A 16,992-nucleotide genomic window follows, 5' to 3' on the forward strand; every position below is an offset into this window, starting at 1 on the left:
TCAGGCGTCGACGTTCGATGCCTGACGGCCGGAGAGCTCCTCCAGCAGATCGTCACCCGGGCGCGCGTCCTCGAACGGCGCCTCGATCTCAGCACGGTCCAGGAGTTCACTCATGCGACGACGGCGCTGACGGGTGATCAGCGTCACGACCGTACCTGCGCGACCGGCACGTCCGGTGCGGCCCGACCGGTGGAGGTAGGTCTTGTACTCGTCCGGCGCGTCGGCCTGCACGACGAGATCGATGTCGTCGACGTGGATGCCGCGGGCGGCGACGTCCGTGGCGACGAGCACCTGGACACGGCCGGAGGTCAAGCGCTCGAGGTTCCGGGTGCGCTTGGCCTGGTTCAGATCACCGTGCAGCGCGAGGGCGCGGATCCCGGCATCGTCGAACTGCTCGGCGAGCGTCTCGGCGTAGGCGCGGGTCCGGGCGAAGACGAGCGTCTTGCCCTCCCGCTCGACCAGGGACGCGAGGATGTCGGCCTTGTCGCGGTGGTCGATCACGAGGACGCGGTGGTCGATCGTTCCGGAATCCTGGTCTTCACCGGCGACCTCGTAGACGGCGGGCTCCACGAGGAACTCATCGACCAGCGCGGCGACCTCGCGGTCGAGCGTGGCGGAGAACAGCAGCTTCTGCGAGCCGTCGGCCGTGTGGCGAAGGATGCGCTGGACAGGCTCGAGGAATCCGAGCTCGCACATGTGGTCGGCCTCGTCCAGGACCGCGATCTCGATGTCGGACAGGTCGAGCTTGCCCTGCTCGACGAGGTCCTCGATGCGGCCGGGGGTGCCGATGATGATGTCGACACCCTTCTTCAGCGCGCCGACCTGACGCCCCTGGGGCACGCCGCCGTAGATCTGCGTGGTGAAGAGGCCGACACTGCGCGCGATGGGCTGGATCGTACGGTCGATCTGCAGCGCCAGCTCACGGGTCGGCGCGAGGATCAGGGCACGCGGGTTGCGGCCGAACGCCCGACGCTTGCCGGCCTGCGAACGGAGGATGCTCTCGACGAGCGGCGCCCCGAACGCGATGGTCTTTCCGGAGCCGGTGCGACCGCGGGCGAGCACATCGGTGCCGGCGAGGATCGGCCCGATCGTGGCGGCCTGGATCGGAAAGGGCGACGCCGCGCCGAGGTCCGCGAGAACCCGCACGATGTTGTCGCCGAGACCGAGGTCGGAGAAGGTCGCCCCCTCGACGACGGTGGCCTGGACGGCCTGCGCCTGGAGGCGATCGTGGACGACGTCGACGCGGTCGTCCTGAGCGCGCGTGCGCACCGGGCGGGTCGACTGGTCGCGTCGAGGACGGTCCTTGTCGAACGAACGACGCGGACGATCGTTGTCGAAGGAACGACGCGGACGGTCACTGTCGAACGAACGACGCGGGCGATCGCCCTCGAACGACTTCCGAGGACGGTCGTCATCGAACGAGCGACGCGGACGGTCATCACGCGTCGACGGGCGTGCGTCGCCGAAAGTGCGGCGGTCGTCGCGCGGCACCCGGTCCATCCGGTCCGTGCGGCTACGCTCGGGGCGAGCTTCGGCCGGACGGCGTCCGGCGCGATCCGCGCTCTCATGCGTGCGGATGCGGCGCGCTTCGTCGCGGCCGACCTTCTCCTGCCCGCTCCACCGACGCTTGGGGGCGGCGTCCTCGGTCTCGGGGCGGTATCCGCGGTGTCCGGGGCTGCGGCTGCCGGCGGGAGCGCCGGAACGGCCGGGAGCGGAAGACTCGCTGCGGCGCTTGCGATCCTGGTAGGACCCCTGCGAACGCTCGCCGTAGCGGGGCTCGAAGTTCTTGGCGGGGCGGCCGCCGGCGGGCTTCTTGTTCTTGGGCATGGGTGTTCCTTCGGTTCTCGCACGAGAACAGCGCCGCACCCGACGACATCTCCGTCGGACCGCGGTCAAACCCGGGCGCTCGTGGGCCGGGGGCCATTCATGTGATGGTTCATGCGCGTCGATCGACGCTCACCATCGGCCCCAGGGACTCACAGAACTCGGAGCGCGAAGCGCGCTTGTCCAGAGCCGACCGGTCGAGCGTAGTCCACGCGCCTGAGAGGCCCATCCACGGACCGGACACGTCGACGGAGGCGAAGATTCTCGCAGCTCGCAACCTCGATGACACATACGCGCGCCAGAATGAACCCATGCCCGCGGACGCACGCACTCGTAGCGCTCACGGCGGTGCGCCGTCAAGACGGCGACGCACCATTTGGGAGAATGCCTCAGCGGCGCGGTACTCTATACCACTTGAAGAGTGCCGTATGACGGAGGCGAGCTGGGTTGCCTCCGGAATCGCGCTTTGCGGGCGTGCCGATAGGGGGACGCGGCACTCCTCGAGTCCCCCGACCGTTGACGCACGGTGAGCAAAGTGAACACGACCCGAACCGAAGTCCCGCCCGCGACACACCTTCCTGCGAGTGTGCCCGCGCGCGCCCGCCGTCGACCCATCGCGTCCTCGGCACCCGCCACCACCAGCGTCCCCGTCGCCCCGATCAACCTGTCGCAGCGCATCTCCACGCTCGCCATCGCCGTCCTCGTCGCCGGTGTCGCGCTGGCGATCCTCACGACGCGCGACCACCTGTGGTGGCACCTGCACTTCTCCCAGCTCGGCACCTTCGGCGACTTCTCCAGCTACTCGTTCAACGGGGCGGTCATCATCGCCGGAGCCCTCTTGGTGCTCTACGCGGTCTTCCTCGCCGCCGACCTCTCCCACGTCATGACCATCCGCGCATCCCGCGGTCTTCGCTGGGCGATCGCGTCGGCAGGGCTCCACATGACCGTCGTCGGCCTCATCCCGATCCCCGTCAGTATGGACATGCACGACCGCGCCGCCGCCGGCCTCGCGCTGTCGTTCCTCGCGATGTTCGCGTTCGCGCTCGGCCTTCGGAAGGTGAGCCTCCGGTTCCGCCTCGGAACCGCGATCGGCGTGCTGATCATCGCGACGGGAATGGTCCTGCTGATCCTTCAGATCATCACCCTCGCCGCGTACGAGGCGATGGCCTTCGGCATCGTCGGCGTGTGGCTCCCGGCGTTGAACCGCGTCGTCCGCGGATGGACGCCCCACGCGAGCGCGAGCACGGTCCCCCACGCAACGCCGCGTGCCGTCCCGACGGACGCGTCCGACGAACCGTCACGACCGGTACGTCACCGCCCGGTCCGGCACCGCGTGCGTCGCCAGCCGAGCCGCGCGTACGCGATGAGCACGCCCCGCAGGATCGCCGCCACCCGGTCGACCCGCCCTCCGATTCATGTCCGCGCAAACACGAGCGGAGCGCCTCGGCGCACCCGCGCTCGGGCGGCGGGAATGACGACCGCCGGCCGCGAACACAGCCACAGACCCACGGCGTCGCGCCGGATCTGACGCGACGCCCCCGCGGTCTCGCCGCGACGCTCCGGCCGGTCAGTCCTGCCGCTGCCCGTCCGGGTTCTCGTCCGACTCCGGGCTTTCATCCGACTCCGGGTTCTCGTCCGACTCCGGGTTCTCGTCCGACTCCCCGCGCTCGTCGGCAACGGACTCCGGACCTTCCGGGCTTTCCGGGGTGTACGCACCTCCGGTGAGCGCATCCTCGGCAGCGGCATCCGCAGCACCCGCCGGGGGCTCGGCATCCATCACCGACGTCTCGAGATCAGGCGACTCCTCGATCACCGGGTCGACCGCCGCGACCGCCGACAGCGAGCCAGGGCCCTCGTCGACCGGGGACTCGAGCGCTCCACCGCTTTCGGCATCCTCGGCAGCGGCCTCGGCGGCTCCCGCCGGGGGCTCGGCATCCGTGGACGGCACCTCGACATCCGGCGCTTCCTCGATGACCGGAACGGCGACGGTGGCCAGCGCCGTCGCGGTACCCGCCACCACCGGGACACCCGCGGTGTCGGCGACCCCGCGCTCGCGCGCGCGCAGCTCGCGGCGACTCATCGGGGCGACCGGTGCCTCGCTCGCATCCGCGGCGTCACTTCCGGCGTCCGTGGAGGAATCCGCACCGCCCGCGCGCCGCGCCAGGCGACGCTCCTTGGCGCCCTCGACGAGGTTGTAGAGCGCCGGCAGCACGAGAAGCGTCAGCAGCGTGGAGGAGATGAGACCACCGATCACGACGATCGCGAGCGGCTGCGAGATGAATCCGCCGCTGCCGGTGATCCCGAGACCGAGCGGGGTCAGGGCGAGGATCGTCGCGAGCGCGGTCATGAGGATCGGGCGGAGTCGACGCACCGCACCGGCGACCGTCGCCTCGTACGCCGACAGCCCCTTCTCCCGGTACTGGTTCACGAGGTCGATGAGGACGATCGCGTTCGTCACCACGATGCCGATGAGCATCAGGACACCGATGAGCGACGCGACGCCGAGCGGGATGCCGGTGATGACCTGCAGGATGATCGCGCCGGTCGCCGCGAACGGCACCGAGATCAGCAGCAGGAGCGGCTGGCGGAGCGACTTGAACGTCGCGACCATGACCACGTAGACGATGAGGATCGCCGCGAGGAGCGCGAGGCCGAGCTGCGCGAACGCGTCGTTCTGGTCGGACACCACGCCCCCGAGCGTCGCGTCCGCCGCCGCCGGCAGGTCGGCGCCCTCAAGAGCCTCGGTCACCGACTGCGTCGCCTGGGCGAGGTTGTCGGTCGCCGGAGTCACCGTCACGGTCGAGGTGCGGACGCCGCTCTCGGTGGTGATGGAGGTCGGCCCCTGGCTCTCCTCCACCGTCGCGACGTCGGACAGCGGAAGCGGTCCCTGCGCGGTGAAGACCTCGAGGTCGCGGAGCTCCTCGATCGTCGTGGGCGGGTCGACGACCGCGAGGTAGACCGTGAGCCCGGTGTCGTCGACCTCGACGCTGCCGATGTTCTGCGGCTGCATCGTGTTGGAGACCAGAGCGCCGACGGCCACTTCGGAGAGTCCGAGCTCGGCGGCGCGATCCCGATCGACGGCGACCGAGATGAACGGAAGGGATGCCGAGAGGTTGCTCGTGACCTGGCTGACGTCGTCGAGCCCGTCCAGGCTCGCGACGACGGCGTCGGTCGCCTCCTGCAGGGTGGTCGCGTCGGGAGCGGTGACGTCGATCTCGATATCGGTCGAGCCGAACCCGCCGTTGCCGCCCGCGATCGTCACGTCGCCGACGTCGTCGAGCCCGTCGATCGCGCGCTGGACCTCCTCACGAAGCGCCACCTGGTCGACGCCCGTCTCGGTGGTGATCGAGTAGGTGATGCCGCTGCCGCCCCCGGTGAAGGCGTCGCGCAGTGCGTTGCCGCTGGAGCCGATGGACACCTGCACGGTCTCGATGCCGTCGATGCCGACGATGGCCGCCTCGACGGGCTCGGCCGCCGCCGCCTCGGCCTCCAGGCTCGGGGCCTCGCCGATGGACTGGGTCATGGTGAACGTGTTCTGCCCGGAGTCTCCGAGGAAGTTGGTCTTCATCAGCGGCGCGAGGGCGACCGTGCCGGCCAGCACCAGGATCGCGATGCCGAGGGTGGCGAACGAGTGCCGGAGCGTCCAGCGCAGGACCGGGGCGTACCCCTTCTGCAGACGATCCATCGGCGCCGCGGGGTTCTCGGGGTCGATCTCGCGACCCTGCGCGTCGAGGAGCGGCTTCCCTGGCTTCAGGAACCAGTACGCCAGCACCGGCACGATGGTGAGCGCCACGACGAGGGAGGCCAGCAGCGCGAGCGTCGCCGTCAGGGCGAACGGCCGGAAGAGCTCGCCCGTGACGTCGCCGACGAAGGCGATGGGGAGGAACACCGCCACCGTGGTGATCGTCGACGACGTGATCGCCGAGGCGACCTCGCGCACCGCGCGGATGATGCTCGGGAGCTTCGGGGCGTTGCCGACGTAGTGGCGACGGATGTTCTCGATGACCACGATCGAGTCGTCCACGACGCGACCGATCGAGATCGTGATCGCGCCCAGGGTGAGGATGTTCAGCGAGTACCCGAACGCCTGCAGGCCGATGAAGGTCACGAGGAGGCTCGTGGGGATCGAGATGGCCGTCACCAGGGTCGCGCGCACCGACAGCAGGAAGACGAGGATCACCAGGACGGCGAAGAGCAGACCGAATCCTCCCTCGACCGCGAGGGTCTCGATCGACTTCTCGATGTACGGCGCCTGGTCGAAGATGACGGAGAGCTCCACGCCCGACAGCTGATCCTCGAGCCCGGGGAGCGCCGCGACGACGGCCTGCGACACCTCGACGGTGTTCGCGGCGGGAAGCTTGGTGATGGCGATGGTCAGCGCCGGGTCGCCGTTCACGCGCGAGATGGTGGTGACCGGGTCCCGCTCCTGCACGACGTCGGCGACGTCGGCGATCGTCTGCGGTCCGGCGGCGAACTGCGCCTCGTCGCCCGGCACCAGCGGGAGCTCCGCGACCTCGTCAACGGAGGTGATCTTCGATCCGGTCTGCACCGTCAGGGTCTGGGAGTCCTCGGTGATCTCACCGCCGGGGAAGAGCACGCCGTTTTGCTCGAGAGCATCAGTGATGGCCTGCTGCGTGAAGCCGGCGGCGGCGAGGGCCTCGGCATCCGGCGTGATCGTGATGCGCTGGCCGACACCGCCCACGACCTCGGCGCCGTTGACGCCGTCGATGTCCTCGAGCTCGGGGATGACCGTCGAATCGAGGGTGGACTGGATGGTCTCCTCGTCGTCGTAGCCGGTGACGGCGAGCTGGATGACGGGGAAGTCGTCGATGCTCGCGGAGATGACGTTCGGTTCGACGCCGTCCGGCAGCCCGCCCGGGATGCGGTTGATCGCCTGGGTGATCTTCTGCTCGGCCGTGCCGAGATCGGTGCCGTAGGTGAACGACGCCTGGACGATCGAGGCGTTGGTCGTGCTCGTCGCCGTCGTGGACTCGAGGCCCGGGACCGCCTGGATCGCCGATTCGATCGGCGTCGAGACGTCGTTGCTCACGACCTCGGGCGAGGCGCCCGGGTAGGTCGACACGACGATGAGGGCGGGGAATTCGATCGAGGGGATGAGCTCCTGCTTGAGGGAGTTCAGCGCGATGCCACCGAAGATGGCGACGACGATCGTGACCAGGGCGATGAGCGCCCGGTTCTTCAGGCTGAGGACGGCGAGGTTCGACACGGGAGCCTTCGGGTGCGTGTGCGGGTGGTGCAGGGCATTCGATACGCGGGTGTATCGAGGGTTCAGTATCCCACGGCGATTCCGGCCCCGAGGGCGATTCCGCCCAGGGCGAGCGCGACCGAGAGCACCAGCGTTCCGAGCAGGTTCCCCGCGGCGACGGCGAACTCCCGGCGCTCGGCCGCGAGTACCGACTCGACCGCCACCGTGCTGAAGGTCGTGTAGCCGCCGAGGAGGCCGACGCCGAGCACGAGGAGAAGATCGGAGGGCACGATCGCAGCGCCGAGGCCCGTGAGGAGCCCCAGGAGGAACGACCCCGTCGCGTTGACGACGAGGATCCCGACGGGGAACACCGTGCGCGTGCGCGCCGTGATCAGCCGGTCGAGGACGTAGCGTGCGCCCGCGCCGAGTCCTCCCGCGAGGGCGGCGAGGAGGATGAGCCCTGCGTTCACCGCGCATCCTCCGGATCCTCGAGCTCGCCCGGCACGTCGGCGACGCGACGCCCGATGACGAGGCCGACGAACGCGGCGAGGACTCCCCCGAGGACGGATGCCGCCACCAGCGACGCCGCGAGCCCGAAAACCGCGGGCTCCGCGCCGACGAAGCCGGCGGAGGCGACGGCGAACGCGCTGTAGGTGGTGAACCCGCCCATCACGCCGGTGCCGAGGAACGCGCGGGCCCGGGGATGCCGGTCGTCGAGCCAGCCCACGACGATGCCGAGGAGGAGGGACCCGGCGATGTTGATCGCAAGAGTCGCCCAGGGCAGGCCGCGCGCATCGACCGGCAGGAGGAGCATCTCGCGTGCCAGCACGCCGACCGCGCCGCCCGCGACGACGAGGCCGAGGGTGCGCACGCTGACGACGGAGCTCACGCGCCCACGTTATCCGCGAGCGGTCATCGACCCGGACGTAGCAGAGCGCGGATCGCCGACTCCGGCGACACCGAGAGGTCGAGGAGGTGCCCGTCCTTGTACCGCGACCACACCCGCGGGTCGATGTAGGAGCTCCGCGCGACCGCGGGCGTGTTCCCGAGGGCGGTCGCGGTCGCCTTCACCGCGAGCACCTCGGCACGCTTGCGCTCGCGGGCGGTGGAGACCTCGCCGATCCGCGCGAGCGCGTCGGCCGCGAGGATCGTGCCGCGGAGAGTCCGGAAGTCCTTCGCCGTGAACGATCCGCCGGTGAGGGTCCGTACGTAGGCGTTCACCTCGGTCGGCGTCACCGGCACCCGCCGCCGCCCGCGCTCCCACGCGAGCAGTCGGGATGACGGGCGACCCGCCGCCATCAGCGCCACGGCGAGCGCGAGGTCGGGGTCGTCGATCTCGATATTCTGGCGCTGGCCGCTCTTGCCGGGGAAGCGCAGCGCGACGAGTGTCGCCTCGACCGCGGCATCCCGCCGCAGCAGCGTCGTGAGCCCGCGACTCCCGTGCTTGGTGAAGTAGCGCGTCGACCCGATGCGGATCGCCCCCTGATCGAGAAGGCGGAAGGATGCCGCGAGCACGCGCTCGCGGTCGAGCGCCTCGCGACGGAGCGACGCGGTGACCCGCGCCCGCGCCCGTGGCAGCGCCTCGGCGAGTGCGAGCGCGCGCGCGTACTTGCCTCTGTCGCGGCCGCTGCTCCAGTCCGGGTGGTAGATGTACTGACGCCGCCCGGCGTCGTCGGTGCCGACGACCTGGATGTGCCCCCGCGCCTCGCAGCAGATCCAGACGTCCTGCCAGGCAGGCGGGATCACCAGCGTCTGGATCCGCGCGCGGTCTTGCGCGGGAACGGCCTTTCCTGTGACATCGACGAACCGGAACCCCTCACCGGCCTTCCGTCGGCTGTACCCGGGATCGTCGAACGGACGCACCCGGACGAGCTTCGGCATCCGCGCGCCGCTCAGTGGTCGCGGAGCATGTCGACGAGCTCCGCCTTCTTCTTGTCGGAGTAGCCCGTGAGGCCGAGCTCCTTCGCGCGGGCGCGGAGGTCCTTCACCGTCCAGTCCTCGTACGAGCCGGAGGCGCCACCCCGCTCGCCGACGGTGTCGCGCCCGTCGCGGGCGGCGGCGTTCGAGATGCGGGCGGCCTTCTCCTTCGAGGCACCGTCCTTACGGAGCTCTTCGTAGAGCTCCGGGTCCTTCAGACTGTTCGATCCGCGGTTCTTCGGCATCTGTCCGCTCCTTTCCAGAACAGATCGGGGTCTCGTGATGATCCACACCGTAAGTCGGCTCGTGCGCATGGGCAGGGCCTTGACAAGGGCGCCCGTTCGAGGTGAGCCCGCGAATTATGACTCGATATCACCGGGCTGGATCCGCCGTCAAGCCCCTCCCGGCGCACTCACGGCGATGCCAGAGTCTTCTCAGTGCCCACGAGGCACGCCGGTACGCATCCCGCGTGCCTCCGCCGGAGAAGGAGAACTTCCATGAACCTCGCACTCATCGTCATCATCGTGGTCGCGATCGTCCTTGCCATCGTCGGCGGGCTGAACAGCGCCCTCCAGTGGCTGCTGTGGGTCGCCCTCATCGTGGGCATCATCGCGCTGATCGTCTTCCTGTTCCGAGTCATCCGCGGCGGAGCCCGCACCTGACCTCGGTCTCGAAACCGACGAAGGCCGTCCCCCTCGGGGGGCGGCCTTCGTCGTCGGTGCCAGCGAGTCTTGACCGACGCGATATATCGTGTTTTACTCCTCACACGCGATATATCGCGAAAGACGCCGCTCCGATCGGACCGCGGCTCGAGACATGGGAGAGAACATGACCCTGGAGAAGTGGCTCATCCACCCGGGCGAGACGCGCGTGATCGACATCGACGATGTGCGCACCCTCAAAGTCGGCCTCGTCGGCGGCCAGATCGACGTGATCGGACACGACGAGCCCGGCGTCCGCATCGAGGTGCACAACGTCACCGTCAAGGACCTGCGCATCGAAGCGACCGGCGACGCCGTCGAGATCGACCACCCGCAGCTGCGCTGGGACAACTTCCTCGAGGTGTTCCGCAACTTCGGCGCCGGTGGACCGAAGGCCGAGATCAGCGTCGCCGTTCCCCGATCGATCGCCCTCACCCTCGGTGTGGTCTCCGCCAGCGCCCTCGTCGCCGGCCTCCGGGAGGACGCACGTCTGAACACCGTGTCCGGCGACATCATCGTCGACGGGCTCACGGGCGATCTCTCCGTCAACGCGGTCTCCGGTGACGTGCAGGTGCGCGAGCTGGTCGGCGCCCTCACCGCCAACAGCGTCTCGGGCGACGTCGCGGCCACGGGCATCCTGCGCTCCGCCACGATCGACACCGTATCGGGCGCCATGCTCGTCGACACGAGCGGGCCCGTGCAGCGCGTCAGCCTCAACACCGTCAGCGGCGAGTCGACCGTCCGCATGGACGAGGGGTACCCCGCCAACTACGTGGCGCGCAGCGTCAGCGGACGCGTGCAGATCGACGGCATCGTCCACTCCGGTCAGGGTTCGCTTCCGACCACGAGCTACGCGGGATCCGTGGGTGAGCTCAGCGGCTCGTTCGCCGACGTGCGGGCGAACTCCGTCGCGGGCGCGATCACCGTTCTGCGGCGTCCCCCCGTGACGGATCCCGTCGCGCACGACATGCCGCAGGACGTCGACGGCGGAGCCGATGACGGAGGCCGGTCGTGAGCCCCGTGTTCTCGCACGGCGACCTGCGGCTCTACCTCCTGAACCTCCTCGACGAGGGCCCGCGGCACGGGTACGACATCATGCAGGCCCTGGCCGATCGCACCGGCGGCACATACACCCCGAGCGCGGGGACGATCTATCCGCGCCTGGCGAAGCTCGAGGAGGAGGGCCTGGTGACCAAGAGCGTCGACGGCCGCAAGACCGTCTACGCGATCACGGATGCCGGCCGCGCGGAGGTCGCCTCCCGCGCGCACGAGCTCGAGGGTATTCAGGCGGGCCTCGCCGACTCGGTCCGACTGATCGCCGACGAGGTGCGCGGGAGCGTCCGCGAGGCGATGCGGAGCCTGCGCGCCGACCTCGCCGCCGCCGGTCGGGATCAGCAGACGCAGAAAGCGCCGAGCGCCCGCGACGACGACCCGCGCTCCCGCAGCCGGGAACAGGTGAGCCGGGCGGATGCCGCGGTGAACGAGTTCCGGGCGCGGGTGCGCAGCGACCTCCGGGCGCACGTGGCGCGCGGCGGAGACCTCGCCGCCGACGTCGTCGACGATCTCGCGGCTCAGCTCGACCGCATCGCGCGCGACATCTCGCGAACGCTGCGGGGCTGAGCGTCCTCAGGCAGGCCAGAGATCCTCGTCGTCCCGCAGCGGCTCACCGAGCGGGACGACGAGGATCGGTCGCTGCTGCCGGTGCGCGAGCCGGGCGGCGACCGAGCCGGTGAAGAACTCGCGGATCGATTCGCCGAGACCGCGGCGCCGCGTGCCGACGACGAGCATCCGCGCCTGGATCCGGTCCGCGAACTGGCGCATCGCCATCGCCGGGTCTCCGACGAGCTCGTGCGCCGACCAGCGGATGCCGGCTCCGGCGAGGATGTCGGCCGCGGCGGCCTCGATCCGCATCAGGTCGTCGCCGTCGCCGGTGATGTTCAGGTCGATGGGGGCGGAATGGACGTAGCCGTCGGGGTCTTCGTAGGTCACGAAGCGGGTCACGTCGACGTGCACCACGGCAAGCGGCGCCCCGTGCAGACGGGCGTATCTCGCCGCTTCCTTGAGCACCCGCGAAGGCTGATCGGGGATCACCCCGACGACCACCGCTCCGCGCAGCGCCTCGACATCCCGGGCCTCGTCCCGATCGACGGATGCCTCATCACTCATGCGTCATCGCCCCATTCCGGTATGGTGTGCCCAGCCGCGGGTGACCCCGGGGCTCCGTGATATCCTGAACGCTACTCTTACCGGTCCAATCCGGATTCGTGAATACCCGGGTCAGCGGCTCTTCAGCCCGCGCCCGCGACTCAGATCGTGAGGGGGTCTCGCATGGGGCGTGGCCGTCAGAAGGCGAAGCACACAAAGATCGCCCGTGAACTGAAGTACGACACCTACAGCGTGAACTACGCTGCGTTGGAGCGTGAACTCGGTCACCCGTCGGACGACGACGCGTACGTCGACAAGTGGGCCGATCAGTACGAAGACGAAGACGAAGACGAGCTCGAGAAAGCCTGATCTTCGCCAGAAGCCGCCGTCACCACCGGTGAGGGCGGCTTTTCTCGTGCCCACGTGACGTCCGGACGGCGGGTGCCGGTGTCAAGTGGTTGCCGACACCCCGCTCGAACCTGTTCGATGGAGTCTCGGGCGAGGGGAGAGCTGTGCAGGATCCTGACTTCACCATCGGCATCGAGGAGGAGTACCTCCTCGTGGACCGCGAGACGCGCGCTCTGGCGGAGGCCCCCGAGGGGTTCCTCGACGGGCTGGTCGCCGAGCTCGGCGACCAGGTGAGCCCCGAGTACAAGCAGTGTCAGGTCGAGATCGGCACGCGGGTGTCGGCGACCATCGGGGAAGCCCGAGACGATCTGCGACGCCTCCGCTCCGCGGTCTCGACCCACGCTGAGAAGCACGGGCTCTCGCCGATCGCGGCGGCCTGCCATCCGTTCGCGGATTGGAAGCACGCGCACCACACCGACAAGGAACGCTATCGAGGCCTGGAGCGCGACCTCGCCGGGGTCGCACGGCGACTGCTGATCTGCGGCAACCACGTGCACGTCGGGATCGGCGACAACGCGCTGCGCGCCGACCTGATGAATCAGATGGCGTACTTCCTGCCGCATCTGCTTGCGCTGTCGGCATCCTCGCCTTTCTGGCAGGGGCAGGACACCGGCCTCGCGTCGTATCGGCTCTCGGTCTTCGACAACCTGCCGCGCACCGGCTTGCCGCCCGAGTACGTCAGCTGGGTCGAGTACCAGCGATCGGTGGCGGTGCTCACCGATCTCGGTGTGATCGAGGACCCGACGAAGATCTGGTGGGACATCCGCCCCTCGCACCGGTACCCGACGCTCGAGACGCGGATCATGGACGTCTCTCCGCGGATGGAGGACGCGCTCGCGCTGGCGGCGGTGAATCAGTCCCTGTTGCGGATGCTGTGGCGGCTGCGCACGAGGAATCAGCGTTGGCGGGTCTACGACCGCTTCCTCGTCGGTGAGAATCGCTGGCGTGCGCAGCGCTACGGCGTGACCGAGGGGCTCATCGACTTCGGCGCGGGGGAGATCGTCCCGTTCTCGGAGCTCGCGACGCAGCTGATCGAGCTCGTCGAGGAGGATGCCGAGGCCCTCGGCTGCACCGAGGAGGTGCGTCGCATTCAGCAGATCGCCGACACCGGCACGTCGTCCACTCGGCAGCGCGCGGTCGCGGCGGGAGTGGAAACGGCGGGCTCCGACCCGGGCGGAGCGATGGCCGCGGTCGTCGACAGCCTCATCACCGAATTCCACGAAGACCTGTAGTGGCCGACTCGTCGCCCAGCGCCACGCACACGCTCAGCTTCCGACTCGGTGACGAGGAGGTCGTGATTCGGCGGATCTACGAAGTGGTCAGCATCGTCAACGACATCCTGGTGGCCGGCTGGTTCATCGCCGGCAGCATCCTCTTCTTTCGCGAGGCCACGACCACCGTCGGCACCTGGTTCTTCCTGATCGGCAGCATCCAGCTCATGATCCGCCCCGCCATCCGGCTCACGCGGCACGTCCATCTGAAGCGTCTCGGCAGCTCCGCCCCGGGCGGTTCGCCAGGAGAATTCTGAGCTCTGGCGGGACCGGTCCCGCGCGTTCCCCCTCGCGCCGACACGTCCGAAGTGGTGGACTGAGCCCACCACTTCACCGAGGAGGGCTCATGTCCGCGCGCTTCGTGTACTGGATGAATGTCTCGCTCGACTTGTTCATCGAGCACACGCACGATGAACAGGGCGGCGGGGATTGGATGAGCATCAGCGACGAGCTGCACGAGGACTTCAACGCGCGTGCCGAGGCCCTCACGATGATGGTGCAGGGCCGGCGAGTCTTCGAGACGATGGAGAGCTTCTGGCCCGCCGCACGCGATAACGCCGAGTTCCCTCAGGTGTACCGCGACTACGGGCGCATCTGGACCGAGAAGCCGAAGATCCTCGTCTCCCGCGGACGCATCGAAGCGCCGCACAACACGACGGTGTTCGGCAGGGACGACGCCGTCGCACGCCTCGGCGAATTGCGCGAGAGCGGGAGCGGCGACATCGGCGTCGGCGGCGCGGCGATCGCCACCCAGCTCCTCACCGCCGGCCTGCTCGACGAGGTGCTGATCTTCACGCATCCCGTCATCCTCGGCTCCGGGCGACCGCTCTTCGACGCCGTCACGGTGCCGGTTCGCCTGGACCTGTTGGAGCAGGCGGCCTGCTCCGGCGGCGTGACCATGCACCGCTACGCGGTCGTCGACTGAGCGGGTCCCGCCGTCCGAGCACCGTCAGGGGCAATACATCAAAGGTTTCGGACCCGAGCGGTCGAAGGTGTGCCCGCTGACGGGATGACCGCACAGGGGGCAGGCGCGCTCCGCCCGAACTTCCGCGGAGGGCGGCGGCGTGGTCTCGTACGGACCGACGGATGCCGGACCGGCGACCTGGATGAGCCGGGCGTTCACGTAGGCGTACCAGCCGCCGGCGGCCTTCACCCGCTCACGAAGGGGAGGCTGCTCGCCCTCCTGCTTCTCGTCTTTCCGCATATCGTTAGCGTACTAAACATCTACGGGCTATAGGATCGATCCATGAATCCCGCCCCCGCCGGCGCCGGTACCGACGACCTGCTGCGGTTGGAGAACCAGCTGTGCTTCGCCATCGTCACCGCCGCGCGCAACGTCGTCGCGATCTACCGGCCGATCCTCGAGCCGCTCGGCCTCACGCACCCGCAGTACCTGGTGATGCTGGCCCTCTGGGAGCAGTCGCCACGGTCGCTGGGAGACCTCGCCCTGGAACTGGCGATGGAACCGGCGACACTGTCACCGCTGGTGAAGCGGCTCGAAGCCCAGGGACTCGTCACCCGCACGCGCCGACCCGCCGACGAACGCGTGCTGGACATCTCGCTCACCTCCGAGGGGCGCGAGCTCCGCCGCCAGGCCGTGCGGGTTCCCGCCCAGGTACTCGAAGCCGTCGGGATGGATGCCGCAGACCTCGCCCCGCTGCGGGACGGACTGAGTGCGTTCGCCGGTCGCCGGCGGACCGGCGGCTGACCTGCCGATCCGCGACCTCCGCGGCTACCGCTCGGCGGAGGCGATTCCGAGCCATGTGTGTCGGTTCCCCCACCAGCACCAGCCGAGCTTCGGCGCACCGCGGCGGTCATTCCCGTCCCGACCGGTTCCCGACGCGTTCCACAGGGCGGGGGTTCGTGCGTCGTATGCGACACCGTCGCCGGCGCGCGCGAGCGGCTTCGCTTTCCTCGAACCGATCGTCATGAAGCAGTGGTTGGCTTCCACGATCTCCGGGTGGGTGATGGCCCAGCTCAGGCCCTCGTGAAGCGTGAGGCCGCGTCGCCCCGCCGCCGTGATCCGAGGAAGCGCCTCTTCCGGTGAAACGTTCCGCAGGTCATCTCCTCGCTCGACGTCGCGCACGAGGTACAGCGGGTTGTCGGGGAGGTCGAACCCCGAGGGCAGGAAGTCGTCGACATCCGTCATGTCCTCCACGACGAAGCCGGGCTTTCCCTCCCGGGTCATCAGTGGGGCGAGTCCGGATGCCGGGAACCACGCCGGATGGAGCCCGACGAGCGCCGTCTCGCCCCGCGCCGGCGCCGTTCGCAGGGCCGCGGCCGTCGCCGTGACCGCCGCGCGGTCGCTGTACGCCACGTCGAACAGTCCGAGGGACTCCAGAATGTCGAGCTGTTCGATCACCGTCTTCGTCACGTGCGCCATGATCCCCCTCGATCGCCGGAATGCGACCCGTCTCGCAACGCGCGCGTCGCACGCGCTATTTCCTTGCTAGGATGTTGTCACCACATCCCCCACGCCTCTCAACGATGCGCACTTGGGGGATTTTTTCTGCCCGGCGAGGAGGATGACTCAATGGCTCGCCCGCCCCGACCACGTGGATCGCTGCGGTACGAGAAACCGCCGCTGGGCGTCGAACAATTGGTCGATCGCCTTTCCGACCGTGGCCTCGAGATACCCGACCGCGACCGAGCCGCCAGATACCTGCGACACATCGGCTACTACCGGCTCTCGCCCTACACGATCCCGTTCCAGCACGGTGGAGCGGAGCACCAGATGCGGCAAGGGACCAGCTTCGACGACGTCCTCGACCTCTACGTGTTCGACCGATCGCTGAGGTTGCTGGTGATGGACGCACTCGAGCGCGTCGAAGTCGCGGTTCGTGCGGCCCTCACCGATCACATGTCCACGATCTACAACGATTCTCACTGGTACACGGACCCGGCTCACTTCCGAAATCACGGCGCCCACGCTGACTTCGAGAGAATGGTGCGGAAGACGGGCGAGGATCGCCTCCGCGGGACGCCAGACGCAGGCGATGACTCGCTCGTGCACCGGTCGGCGCTTGAGCACTACCTCACGACGTACGGCTCACCGGAACTGCCGCCCTCGTGGCTCATGGTCGAGACCCTGACCATCGGCCAGCTCACAAGCGTCTATCGCAATCTCCGACAGCGGTCGGACCGCACTGCCATCGCTGCGAGCATCGGCATGACCGCACCCGTCCTCGAGTCATGGATGCAGACCTACGTTCGCGTGCGAAACATCTGCGCCCATCATGGGCGGCTGTGGAACGTGGGGCTGGGCGTGTATCCGGCGATCCCGACGTCAGCAGCGATCTCGTGGCTGAATCCCGGCGCGCTCACCGAGCGGTCGCGGAAACGTCTGTACCCGGTCCTTGCGTCACTTCAGTCCGTACTCGACTCCATCTCGCCCCACAGCAGTTGGGCGCGTCGTCTGCACGAGCTCCTCATCACCCGCCCTCGCATGAATCTCGCCGGGATGGGGGTTCCCCCTGACTGGGAGTCAGATCCGTTCTGGAGTCGCCACCTCCAGTGAGGA

The 16,992-nt window shown here is 69.1% G+C and carries 19 protein-coding genes; 10 read left to right on the forward strand and 9 right to left on the reverse strand.

Features of this window, described 5'->3' with window-relative positions; translation table 11 throughout:
- Positions 1-1,827 carry a DEAD/DEAH box helicase gene (locus AB0O93_RS13175; RefSeq protein WP_363344056.1) on the reverse strand — a complete coding sequence of 609 codons (1,827 nt, stop codon included), beginning with the start codon at positions 1,825-1,827 and terminating at the stop codon, positions 1-3.
- Positions 1,828-2,410: 583 nt separating this feature from the next.
- Here AB0O93_RS13175 and AB0O93_RS13180 point away from each other — a divergent pair.
- Positions 2,411-3,352 carry a DUF998 domain-containing protein gene (locus AB0O93_RS13180; RefSeq protein WP_363344058.1) on the forward strand — a complete coding sequence of 314 codons (942 nt, stop codon included), beginning with the start codon at positions 2,411-2,413 and terminating at the stop codon, positions 3,350-3,352.
- Between the two features lie 39 nt (positions 3,353-3,391).
- Here the strand turns inward: AB0O93_RS13180 and AB0O93_RS13185 are convergent, their stop codons facing one another.
- The 5 genes from AB0O93_RS13185 to AB0O93_RS13205 all read right to left on the reverse strand — a co-directional run bounded on the left by AB0O93_RS13185 (position 3,392) and on the right by AB0O93_RS13205 (position 9,192).
- Positions 3,392-7,051 carry an efflux RND transporter permease subunit gene (locus AB0O93_RS13185; RefSeq protein WP_363344060.1) on the reverse strand — a complete coding sequence of 1,220 codons (3,660 nt, stop codon included), beginning with the start codon at positions 7,049-7,051 and terminating at the stop codon, positions 3,392-3,394.
- A 62-nt stretch (positions 7,052-7,113) separates the two neighbouring features.
- On the reverse strand, positions 7,114-7,500 hold the full coding sequence (locus AB0O93_RS13190) for a CrcB family protein (RefSeq protein WP_363344062.1): 387 nt from the start codon (positions 7,498-7,500) through the stop codon (positions 7,114-7,116).
- The gene (locus AB0O93_RS13195) at positions 7,497-7,919 is read right to left on the reverse strand and encodes a CrcB family protein (protein ID WP_363344064.1); all 423 of its coding nucleotides are present in this window, start codon (positions 7,917-7,919) and stop codon (positions 7,497-7,499) included. The genes AB0O93_RS13190 and AB0O93_RS13195 overlap by 4 nt, the downstream gene beginning before the upstream one ends.
- A gap of 23 nt (positions 7,920-7,942) precedes the next feature.
- Complete coding sequence (locus AB0O93_RS13200; protein WP_363344066.1) at positions 7,943-8,911, reverse strand: DNA topoisomerase IB; 969 nt, start codon at positions 8,909-8,911, stop codon at positions 7,943-7,945.
- A gap of 11 nt (positions 8,912-8,922) precedes the next feature.
- Entirely contained in the window at positions 8,923-9,192 is a 270-nt protein-coding gene (locus AB0O93_RS13205; protein ID WP_363344068.1) for a Rho termination factor N-terminal domain-containing protein, read from the reverse strand.
- A gap of 252 nt (positions 9,193-9,444) precedes the next feature.
- On the opposite strand from AB0O93_RS13205, the gene AB0O93_RS13210 reads away from it, so the two are divergent.
- The 3 genes from AB0O93_RS13210 (at position 9,445) to AB0O93_RS13220 (ending at position 11,268) form a co-directional block, all read left to right on the forward strand.
- Positions 9,445-9,609: a hypothetical protein gene (locus AB0O93_RS13210; RefSeq protein WP_353999073.1), complete on the forward strand. Its 165-nt coding sequence runs from the start codon at positions 9,445-9,447 to the stop codon at positions 9,607-9,609.
- Positions 9,610-9,775: 166 nt separating this feature from the next.
- Positions 9,776-10,663, forward strand: a complete 888-nt coding sequence (locus tag AB0O93_RS13215; RefSeq protein ID WP_363344070.1) for a DUF4097 family beta strand repeat-containing protein — start codon at positions 9,776-9,778, stop codon at positions 10,661-10,663.
- Complete coding sequence (locus AB0O93_RS13220) at positions 10,660-11,268, forward strand: PadR family transcriptional regulator (RefSeq protein WP_363344072.1); 609 nt, start codon at positions 10,660-10,662, stop codon at positions 11,266-11,268. Before AB0O93_RS13215 ends, AB0O93_RS13220 begins: the two co-directional genes overlap by 4 nt.
- A 6-nt stretch (positions 11,269-11,274) precedes the next feature.
- Here the strand turns inward: AB0O93_RS13220 and AB0O93_RS13225 are convergent, their stop codons facing one another.
- Positions 11,275-11,814, reverse strand: coding sequence for a universal stress protein (locus tag AB0O93_RS13225; protein ID WP_363344074.1), 540 nt, complete (start codon positions 11,812-11,814; stop codon positions 11,275-11,277).
- 162 nt (positions 11,815-11,976) lie between these two features.
- Here AB0O93_RS13225 and AB0O93_RS13230 point away from each other — a divergent pair, with 162 nt between their 5' ends.
- The 4 genes from AB0O93_RS13230 to AB0O93_RS13245 all read left to right on the forward strand — a co-directional run bounded on the left by AB0O93_RS13230 (position 11,977) and on the right by AB0O93_RS13245 (position 14,397).
- Positions 11,977-12,162, forward strand: coding sequence for a DUF3073 family protein (locus AB0O93_RS13230; RefSeq protein WP_053546579.1), 186 nt, complete (start codon positions 11,977-11,979; stop codon positions 12,160-12,162).
- 143 nt (positions 12,163-12,305) lie between these two features.
- Complete coding sequence (locus AB0O93_RS13235) at positions 12,306-13,433, forward strand: carboxylate-amine ligase (protein WP_363344076.1); 1,128 nt, start codon at positions 12,306-12,308, stop codon at positions 13,431-13,433.
- The gene (locus tag AB0O93_RS13240; RefSeq protein WP_363344078.1) at positions 13,433-13,729 is read left to right on the forward strand and encodes a YrhK family protein; all 297 of its coding nucleotides are present in this window, start codon (positions 13,433-13,435) and stop codon (positions 13,727-13,729) included. The genes AB0O93_RS13235 and AB0O93_RS13240 overlap by 1 nt, the downstream gene beginning before the upstream one ends.
- Before the next feature lie 89 nt (positions 13,730-13,818).
- Complete coding sequence (locus AB0O93_RS13245; protein WP_363344080.1) at positions 13,819-14,397, forward strand: dihydrofolate reductase family protein; 579 nt, start codon at positions 13,819-13,821, stop codon at positions 14,395-14,397.
- Positions 14,398-14,421: 24 nt separating this feature from the next.
- Here AB0O93_RS13245 and AB0O93_RS13250 read toward each other — a convergent pair whose 3' ends face one another.
- Complete coding sequence (locus AB0O93_RS13250; RefSeq protein WP_363344082.1) at positions 14,422-14,676, reverse strand: hypothetical protein; 255 nt, start codon at positions 14,674-14,676, stop codon at positions 14,422-14,424.
- A 42-nt stretch (positions 14,677-14,718) separates the two neighbouring features.
- Here AB0O93_RS13250 and AB0O93_RS13255 point away from each other — a divergent pair, with 42 nt between their 5' ends.
- Complete coding sequence (locus AB0O93_RS13255; RefSeq protein ID WP_363344084.1) at positions 14,719-15,180, forward strand: MarR family transcriptional regulator; 462 nt, start codon at positions 14,719-14,721, stop codon at positions 15,178-15,180.
- A gap of 24 nt (positions 15,181-15,204) precedes the next feature.
- Here AB0O93_RS13255 and AB0O93_RS13260 read toward each other — a convergent pair whose 3' ends face one another.
- On the reverse strand, positions 15,205-15,846 hold the full coding sequence (locus AB0O93_RS13260) for a DUF5701 family protein (RefSeq protein WP_363344086.1): 642 nt from the start codon (positions 15,844-15,846) through the stop codon (positions 15,205-15,207).
- Between the two features lie 159 nt (positions 15,847-16,005).
- Here AB0O93_RS13260 and AB0O93_RS13265 point away from each other — a divergent pair, with 159 nt between their 5' ends.
- Complete coding sequence (locus tag AB0O93_RS13265) at positions 16,006-16,989, forward strand: Abi family protein (RefSeq protein ID WP_363344088.1); 984 nt, start codon at positions 16,006-16,008, stop codon at positions 16,987-16,989.
- Positions 16,990-16,992: the final 3 nt, after the last annotated feature.

Origin of the sequence: Microbacterium sp. NPDC077184 (assembly GCF_040687055.1) — a bacterium.
Taxonomy (GTDB): Bacteria; Actinomycetota; Actinomycetes; order Actinomycetales; family Microbacteriaceae; genus Microbacterium.

Excerpts from the sequence above, each read along its gene's own strand:
- AB0O93_RS13175 (WP_363344056.1), bottom strand. The coding sequence starts at position 1,827 with ATGCCCAAGAACAAGAAGCCCGCCGGCGGCCGCCCCGCCAAGAACTTC.
- AB0O93_RS13200 (WP_363344066.1), bottom strand. The coding sequence starts at position 8,911 with ATGCCGAAGCTCGTCCGGGTGCGTCCGTTCGACGATCCCGGGTACAGC.
- AB0O93_RS13205 (WP_363344068.1), bottom strand. The coding sequence starts at position 9,192 with ATGCCGAAGAACCGCGGATCGAACAGTCTGAAGGACCCGGAGCTCTAC.
- AB0O93_RS13210 (WP_353999073.1), top strand. The coding sequence starts at position 9,445 with ATGAACCTCGCACTCATCGTCATCATCGTGGTCGCGATCGTCCTTGCC.
- AB0O93_RS13215 (WP_363344070.1), top strand. The coding sequence starts at position 9,776 with ATGACCCTGGAGAAGTGGCTCATCCACCCGGGCGAGACGCGCGTGATC.
- AB0O93_RS13225 (WP_363344074.1), bottom strand. The coding sequence starts at position 11,814 with ATGAGTGATGAGGCATCCGTCGATCGGGACGAGGCCCGGGATGTCGAG.
- AB0O93_RS13230 (WP_053546579.1), top strand. The coding sequence starts at position 11,977 with ATGGGGCGTGGCCGTCAGAAGGCGAAGCACACAAAGATCGCCCGTGAA.
- AB0O93_RS13245 (WP_363344080.1), top strand. The coding sequence starts at position 13,819 with ATGTCCGCGCGCTTCGTGTACTGGATGAATGTCTCGCTCGACTTGTTC.
- AB0O93_RS13250 (WP_363344082.1), bottom strand. The coding sequence starts at position 14,676 with ATGCGGAAAGACGAGAAGCAGGAGGGCGAGCAGCCTCCCCTTCGTGAG.
- AB0O93_RS13255 (WP_363344084.1), top strand. The coding sequence starts at position 14,719 with ATGAATCCCGCCCCCGCCGGCGCCGGTACCGACGACCTGCTGCGGTTG.
- AB0O93_RS13265 (WP_363344088.1), top strand. The coding sequence starts at position 16,006 with ATGGCTCGCCCGCCCCGACCACGTGGATCGCTGCGGTACGAGAAACCG.